This window comes from Streptomyces torulosus (genome assembly GCF_001419765.1).
GTDB classification, from domain to species: domain Bacteria; phylum Actinomycetota; class Actinomycetes; order Streptomycetales; family Streptomycetaceae; genus Streptomyces; species Streptomyces torulosus.
In genome coordinates this window covers 1-7,490 of the sequence record NZ_LIRK01000039.1, presented here as the reverse complement: position 1 = coordinate 7,490, position 7,490 = coordinate 1, and the positions used below count along the sequence as shown (strand labels likewise).

The following is a 7,490-nucleotide window of genomic DNA, read 5'->3' as shown; positions in this document are numbered from 1 at the left end:
GGCGCTGCGGGACATCCACCGGGCGGGCGTGGTGCACCGGGACCTCAAGCCCAGCAATGTGCTCCTCGCCGAGGACGGGCCCAAAGTCATCGACTTCGGGATCTCCCGGCCCAAGGACAGCGAACTGCGCACCGAGACGGGCAAGTTGATAGGCACGCCGCCCTTCATGGCCCCGGAGCAGTTCCGGCGGCCGAGAGAGGTCGGGCCCGCCGCCGACATCTTCGCCCTCGGCTCGGTGACCGTCCACGCGGCGACCGGACGCGGGCCCTTCGACTCCGACAGCCCGTACGTCGTCGCCTACCAGGTGGTCCACGACGAGCCGGACCTCACCGGCGTACCGGACAACCTCGCCCCGCTCGTGCGGGACTGCCTCGCCAAGGAGCCCGAGGACCGGCCCACGGCGGACGAGCTGATGCACCGGCTGCGGTCCGTGGCGGCCTCGTACGACACCCAGGCGTTCATACCGGCCCAGCGAGAGCAGGGGTCGGGGGCGGGCGGGGAGCGCGCTCGGGACTCCCTGGCCGAAAAGGGGTCTACGGGCCCGGACGGTACGGCTGCGGGCGTGGGGGAAGGCGGGCAGGTCGACGGCCGTCTAGCGGACGCCACCGAAAGGCGGGGCGAGCGGGGCCGGCCGCGTCGGCGGATTCTCGTCGTCGCCACCGCGCTGGTGCTGGTCGTGGGCGGGGTCCTCGGCTCGATGCGGTTGCTCGGCGACGGCGGGGACGCGGCCGGCGGCGGTGCGGCCACACCTCGCGCGACCGTGGCCGCCGCCCCCGCGCTCGAACCCTGGGCGACGAAACCGGCGCCGAAGAAGGCCGGGGCGCCGCAGTGCTCGTACGGGGCGGGGAAGCTGGTGTGCGCGCAGCCGGGCCTGGTGTCGGCGTTGGATCCGGCCGACGGCCGGGTGCTGTGGCGGCACCCCGTCAGCGGGGACACCAGTGAGCCGCCCGTCGTGTCGGGTGGTCTGGTGCACGTCTCGACGGACTCCGGCGGGCGGTCGCAGGCCCTCGACCCGGCGACCGGCGAGGTCCGCTGGGAACGGGACCTCACCGCGTACGGCAGCCGGCGGTTCGTGGGCGGTGTGCTCCTGCTGACGGCGGCCGACGGCACCGTCACCGGCCTGGACGGCGCGACCGGCGACACCCTGTGGAGCCGTGCCCTCCCCGGGCAGCGGGAGGCGTACTTCACCTCGTTCGGCGGGGACGGGCCGGCCTATGTGGCGAGCGTCACCGGCGAGGGGGCGGAGGCGCGGACGCGGGTCACCGCGGTGGATCCCGAGACCGGGGACGTCGAGTGGGACGCGCGGCTGGACGGTGCTCTGAAGCCGGTGGGGGCCAGTGGTGACGCCCTCTTCCTGGTGGCCAGCGGCGGGGTGTACGGCGACACGGTGGGCGTCGTCCGCTACGACGCCGAAGCCGGGACGACGGATCGGTTCACGCTGCCCGTGCGGCTGGAGCAGGCGCTCGCCGTCGTCCGCGGTGACCGCGTCTATCTGCTGGGCATCGGCGGTTCGCTCGTGGCCGTCGACATGAAGGCGGGCAGGCAGCTGTGGCGGGCCGAGACGGGGGTGGCGCAGGGCTCGGCGCCCGTGGCCGACGCACGGTACGTGTACTTCACCACCGCCGACGGGCGGCTGCTCGCGCTCGACGCCCGCAAGGGCCGGCTCACCGGGGAGACTCCCCCACGGCTCGGCGACACCGACCGGGTCGTGGCCGCGCTGGCCACGCCGGTCGTCGTCGAGGGACGCGTCTTCGCGGGCGCCCCCGACGGCACGGTGTTCGGGGTGGACGCGGGGGCTCCGGCGGGCTGGTGACCGCCGGGGCCGGGCGCGTGCCGTAGTCACTGGGGCACCGCACGCGCGGAGGGCCGCTGCCGGGGATCTCCTCCCGGCAGCGGCCCTCCGTAAATCGGGTCAGCCCAGCTTGGAGACGTCGCGCACGGCGCCCTTGTCGGCGCTGGTGGCCATCGCGGCGTACGCCTTCAGCGCGGCGGAGACCTTCCGCTCGCGGTTCTTGGGTGCGTAGACGCCGTTCAGGGCCTGCTCGCGGCGGGCCAGTTCGGCGTCGTCGACGAGGAGCTCGATCGTGCGGTTGGGGATGTCGATGCGGATGCGGTCACCGTCCTCGACGAGGGCGATCGTGCCGCCGCCGGCCGCCTCGGGCGAGGCGTGGCCGATCGACAGACCCGACGTACCGCCGGAGAAGCGGCCGTCGGTGATCAGCGCGCAGGACTTCCCGAGGCCGCGGCCCTTCAGGTACGAGGTCGGGTAGAGCATCTCCTGCATGCCGGGGCCGCCCTTGGGGCCCTCGTAGCGGATGACGACGACGTCGCCCTCCTTGATCTCCTTCAGCAGGATCTTCTGGACGGCCTCCTCCTGCGACTCGCAGACGACCGCCGGGCCCTCGAACGTCCAGATCGACTCGTCGACGCCGGCCGTCTTCACGACGCAGCCGTCGACCGCCAGGTTGCCCTTGAGGACCGCGAGGCCGCCGTCCTTGGAGTACGCGTGCTCGGCGGAGCGGATGCAGCCGTTCTCGGCGTCGTCGTCCAGGGACTCCCAGCGCTCGGACTGGGAGAAGGCCTCGGCGGAGCGCACGCAGCCGGGGGCCGCGTGCCACAGCTCGAGGGCCTTGGGGGAGGGGGAGCCGCCGCGCACGTCCCAGGTCTTCAGCCAGTCGGCGAGAGAGGCGCTGTGGACGGAGTACACGTCCTCGTTGAGCAGGCCCGCGCGGTGCAGCTCGCCCAGCAGGGCGGGGATGCCGCCGGCGCGGTGCACGTCCTCCATGTAGTACGTGCGGTTCTTCGCGACGTTGGGCGCGACCTTCGCCAGGCAGGGCACACGGCGCGAGACGGCGTCGATCTCGTTCAGGCCGAAGGGGACGCCCGCCTCCTGGGCGGCGGCCAGCAGGTGCAGGATCGTGTTGGTGGAGCCGCCCATGGCGATGTCGAGGGCCATGGCGTTCTCGAAGGCCGCGAACGAGGCGATGGAACGCGGCAGCACCGTCTCGTCGTCCTGCTCGTAGTAGCGGCGGGTGATGTCCATGACCGTGTTGGCGGCGTCGACGTAGAGCTGCTTGCGGGCCGTGTGCGTGGCCAGGACCGAGCCGTTGCCCGGGAGGGACAGGCCGATGGCCTCGGTCAGGCAGTTCATCGAGTTGGCGGTGAACATGCCGGAACAGGAGCCGCAGGTCGGACAGGCGTTCTCCTCGATACGGAGGATGTCCTCGTCCGAGATCTTGTCGTTCACGGCGTCGGAGATCGCGTCGACCAGGTCGAGCGTGCGGACCGTGCCGTCGACGAGGGTGGCCCGGCCGGACTCCATGGGGCCGCCGGAGACGAAGACCGTCGGGATGTTGAGCCGCAGGGCGGCGTTCAGCATGCCCGGGGTGATCTTGTCGCAGTTGGAGATGCAGATCAGGGCGTCGGCGCAGTGGGCCTCCACCATGTACTCCACGCTGTCCGCGATCAGGTCGCGGGAGGGCAGGGAGTACAGCATGCCGCCGTGGCCCATGGCGATGCCGTCGTCGACGGCGATCGTGTTGAACTCGCGGGCGATGCCGCCGGCCTCGCGGATCGCCTCGCTGACGATCCGGCCCACCGGCTGGAGGTGGGTGTGGCCGGGCACGAACTCGGTGAAGGAGTTGGCGACCGCGATGATCGGCTTGCGGCCGATGTCCGCGCCCGGTACACCGGAGGCGCGCATAAGGGCGCGGGCGCCCGCCATATTGCGGCCGTGGGTGACTGTGCGGGACCTCAGCTCGGGCATCGTCGCTCGCCTCGCTCCTTCGGAGAGTTATGACTGAAGTCGAGCGTACGCCGGTTATCCAGTGGGCGGACACATCGTCCGGATGACGGGACGAGCGTCTCGGTTTTCGGCGTCCTCAGTGGGGTGCTGTCAGGTGGGCCTGCACCACGGGGGCCACTCGTTTGATGATCTGCTCGGGGTCCGCCGACGCCAGGGGCTCGACCTTGATCACGTACCGGATCATCGCGATCCCCACCAGTTGGGCCGCCGCCAGCTCGGCCCGCAGTTCCGCGTCCGCGACGTCCAACCGGCCGGCGATACGGCGGAGCACCTGGGTGGCGACGATCCGCCGGAACACGGCGGCGGCGGTGTCGTTGTTCACGGCCGACCGCACGATCGCGAGCAGGGGCGTACGGGTCGCGGGGTTCTCCCAGACGCCGAAGAAGAAGCGGGTGAGCCGCTCGCCGACGGTGTCGAGGGGGCCGTCCTCGACGGCTCTGGGCGCCTCGACCGCCGGGGCGAAGGAGAGCAGGATGGCGGCCTCGAACACCTGCTCCTTCGTCCCGAAGTAGTGGTGCACCAGCGCCGAGTCCACCCCGGCGGCCTTCGCGATCCCCCGGACCGACGTCTTGTCGTAGCCCAGCTCGGAGAACTCCTCGCGGGCCGCGGCGAGGATGCGGTCGCGGGCGGCGGGGGCGTCGGCCGCTTCCGTACGAGGGGGCCGTCCCCGGCGGCGGGGGGTGGCCGACGTCACGGCCGCGGGACCTTCGCGGAGGAGGCGAGGTGCAGCCGGGTGAAGGCGAGGGCCTCGGCGAGGTCGGCCTCGCGTTCGGCGCTGGACATGGCCCGGCGGGTGTTGACCTCGATCACGACATGGCCGTCGAATCCGGAGCGGGCGAGGCCCTCCAGCAGCTCGGCGCAGGGCTGGGTGCCGCGGCCCGGCACGAGGTGCTCGTCCTTGGCCGAGCCCCGCCCGTCGGCCATGTGGACGTGGCCGAGGCGGTCGCCCATGCGGTCGACCATCTCCAGCGCGTCGACACGGGAGGTCGCCGCGTGGCTGAGGTCGATCGTGAAGTGCCGGTAGTCGTCCTTGGTCACGTCCCAGTCGGGGGCGTAGGCGAGCATCTCGCGGTCGCGGTAGCGCCAGGGGTACATGTTCTCGACGGCGAACCGTACGTCCGTCTCGCCCGCCATGCGCCAGATCCCGGTGACGAAGTCGCGCGCGTACTGGCGCTGCCAGCGGAACGGGGGGTGGACGACGACCGTGCTGGCGCCGAGCTTCTCGGCGGCCGCCCGGGCGCGCTGGAGCTTGACCCACGGGTCGGTGGACCACACCCGCTGGGTGATCAGCAGACAGGGGGCGTGAACGGCGAGGATGGGGATCTGGTGGTAGTCGGAGAGGCGGCGCAGCGCCTCCATGTCCTGGCTGACCGGGTCGGTCCAGACCATGACCTCGACGCCGTCGTAGCCGAGGCGCGCGGCGATCTCGAAGGCCGTCGCCGTGGACTCCGGATACACGGAGGCCGTGGACAGGGCGACCTTCGCGTCCGGGATCCGCACCACTTCTGCCACGCAGCACAGCCTAAAGGGTGGGGTTCGTCGTGTGGGGCAGGGGCGGGCTGTTGGCCGGGAGCGGGTGGCGCTCACCACATCGCCGCGGGAGGCGTTCGGCGGGGGCGGGCGCGGGTCCCTCACGGTCGCCCGCGCTGCTCCCCGCGTCCTCTGAGCCCCGCCGTCCCCGGTGTGCGAGGAGGGCTCCTAGGTGGTGCCCATGTGGTCCAGGCGACGCAGGATGACGCCCTCGCGCAGGGCCCAGGGGCACACCTCCAGGGTCTGCACCTCGAAGAGGTCCATGGCGCCCTCGGCCACCAGCGCCCCGGCGAGGAGCTGGTTCGCGCGGCCCTCGGAGACGCCGGGGAGGGCGGCCCGCTGGGCGGTGGTCATCTCGGCCAGCTTGGGGACCCAGGACTCCAGGGCCTGGCGCTTGAGGTCGCGCTGGACGTAGAGGCCCTCGGTGGAGCGGGCGGCGCCGCCGATGCGGGCGAGCTGCTTGAAGGTCTTGGAGGTGGCGACCACGTGGTCGGGGGCGCCGAAGCGGCTGAACTCGCCCACCGTGCGGGCGATCTGGGCGCGGACGTGGCGGCGCAGCGCGCGGACGTCGTCCGGGGCGGGCGGGTCGCCGGGGAGCCAGCCGGCGGTGAGGCGGCCCGCGCCGAGCGGGAGGGAGACGGCCGCGTCGGGCTCCTCGTCGATGCCGTAGGCGATCTCCAGGGAGCCGCCGCCGATGTCGAGGACGAGGAGCTTGCCCGCGGACCAGCCGAACCAGCGGCGGACGGCGAGGAAGGTCAGCCGGGCCTCCTCCGCGCCGGTGAGGACCTGGAGTTCGACCCCGGTCTCGTCCTTGACGCGGGCGAGGACGTCGTCGGCGTTGCTGGCCTCGCGCACGGCGGAGGTGGCGAAGGGGAGCATCTCCTCGACGCCCTTGTCCTCGGCGGCCTGGCGGGCCTCGTGGACGACGGCTATGAGTTTGTCGACCCCGTCGTGGCCTATGGCGCCGTCCTCGTCGAGGAGCTGGGCGAGGCGCAGCTCCACCTTGTGCGAGTGCGCGGGCAGGGGGCGCGCGCCCGGGTGTGCGTCCACCACCAGCAGATGCACCGTGTTCGATCCCACGTCGAGGACACCGAGTCTCATGGGCGGAACGCTACTGCCAGACCGGCCGTGCGCCGTCCTCCACGCGGGCTTCGGCGCCGTACCCTGGACGGGTGCCAAAGACGAAAAAGGCAAAGGCCGACAAGTCGGCAGTGACGGCCGCGGCGGACGCCGGGTCCTCGCGGGCGAAGGCGGCGACCAAACCCCCGAAACCGCGCAAGGGCGCTCCGGAGCCCGACGAGAAGGGGCTCGATTTCGCGCGCGCGTGGGTGGAGTTCCCTGATCCGGCGGACGAGGAACAGGTCTTCCGCTGCGATCTGACGTGGCTGACCTCCCGCTGGAACTGCGTCTTCGGCAGTGGCTGCCAGGGCATCCAGGCGGGGCGCGCGGACGACGGCTGCTGCACTCTGGGCGCCCATTTCTCGGACGAGGACGACGAGAAGCGGGTCGCCGAACATGTGGCGAGGCTCACGCCGGAGATCTGGCAGTTCCACGATGTGGGCACCCGGACCGGGTGGGTCTCCCAGGACGAGGACGGTGAGCGGCAGACCCGGCCGTACAAGGGCTCGTGCATCTTCCAGAACCGTCCGGGTTTCGCCGGCGGGGCGGGCTGCTCGCTGCACATCCTGGCGCTGCGCGAGGGGCGCGAGCCGTTGGAGACGAAGCCGGACGTCTGCTGGCAGCTGCCGATCCGGCGCACCTACGACTGGATCGACCGGCCCGACGACACCCGGGTGCTGCAGGTGTCGATCGGTGAGTACGACCGCCGCGGCTGGGGCCCCGGCGGCCACGACCTGCACTGGTGGTGCACGTCGGCGACGTCCGCGCACGGCGCTGGTGAGCCGGTGTACGTGTCGTACCGGCCGGAGCTGATCGAGCTGATGGGCAAGGCCGCGTACGACCGGCTGGTGGAGCTGTGCGAGGAGCGGCTGGCGACCCGGCTGCCGCTGGTGGCGCCGCATCCGGCGGACCCGGTGGCGCCGCATCCGGTGGAGCCGGTGGAGCCGTAGGCAGGCCGGCACCGGCCTCTCGCGGCGGCCTCCCCTGTCGGCCTCAGGGTGCGGGCGGGGGATCGCCGCCCGCACCCTGAGGCCGA

6 protein-coding genes are annotated in these 7,490 nt (G+C 72.6%); 2 read left to right on the top strand and 4 right to left on the bottom strand.

The window, feature by feature from the left end; translation table 11 throughout:
* Positions 1 to 1,813: serine/threonine-protein kinase (locus tag AOK23_RS04035; protein WP_055711368.1), on the top strand; the 1,813-nt coding region annotated here is incomplete at its 5' end.
* 99 nt (positions 1,814 to 1,912) lie between these two features.
* Here AOK23_RS04035 and ilvD read toward each other — a convergent pair.
* The 4 genes from ilvD to AOK23_RS04015 form a co-directional block, all read right to left on the bottom strand.
* A complete protein-coding gene (ilvD, locus tag AOK23_RS04030; protein ID WP_055711367.1) occupies positions 1,913 to 3,766 on the bottom strand; it encodes a dihydroxy-acid dehydratase in 1,854 nt (617 codons plus the stop codon).
* Between the two features lie 115 nt (positions 3,767 to 3,881).
* Positions 3,882 to 4,499, bottom strand: coding sequence for a TetR/AcrR family transcriptional regulator (locus tag AOK23_RS04025; protein WP_055711366.1), 618 nt, complete (start codon positions 4,497 to 4,499; stop codon positions 3,882 to 3,884).
* Positions 4,496 to 5,317, bottom strand: coding sequence for a sugar phosphate isomerase/epimerase family protein (locus AOK23_RS04020; protein WP_079049281.1), 822 nt, complete (start codon positions 5,315 to 5,317; stop codon positions 4,496 to 4,498). Before AOK23_RS04020 ends, AOK23_RS04025 begins: the two co-directional genes overlap by 4 nt.
* Positions 5,318 to 5,503: 186 nt before the next feature.
* Positions 5,504 to 6,436, bottom strand: a complete 933-nt coding sequence (locus tag AOK23_RS04015) for a Ppx/GppA family phosphatase (protein ID WP_055711365.1) — start codon at positions 6,434 to 6,436, stop codon at positions 5,504 to 5,506.
* Positions 6,437 to 6,507: 71 nt separating this feature from the next.
* Here AOK23_RS04015 and AOK23_RS04010 point away from each other — a divergent pair, with 71 nt between their 5' ends.
* Positions 6,508 to 7,404 carry a DUF3109 family protein gene (locus AOK23_RS04010; protein WP_055711364.1) on the top strand — a complete coding sequence of 299 codons (897 nt, stop codon included), beginning with the start codon at positions 6,508 to 6,510 and terminating at the stop codon, positions 7,402 to 7,404.
* Positions 7,405 to 7,490: the final 86 nt, after the last annotated feature.

Excerpts from the sequence above, each read along its gene's own strand:
- ilvD (WP_055711367.1), bottom strand. The coding sequence starts at position 3,766 with ATGCCCGAGCTGAGGTCCCGCACAGTCACCCACGGCCGCAATATGGCG.
- AOK23_RS04015 (WP_055711365.1), bottom strand. The coding sequence starts at position 6,436 with ATGAGACTCGGTGTCCTCGACGTGGGATCGAACACGGTGCATCTGCTG.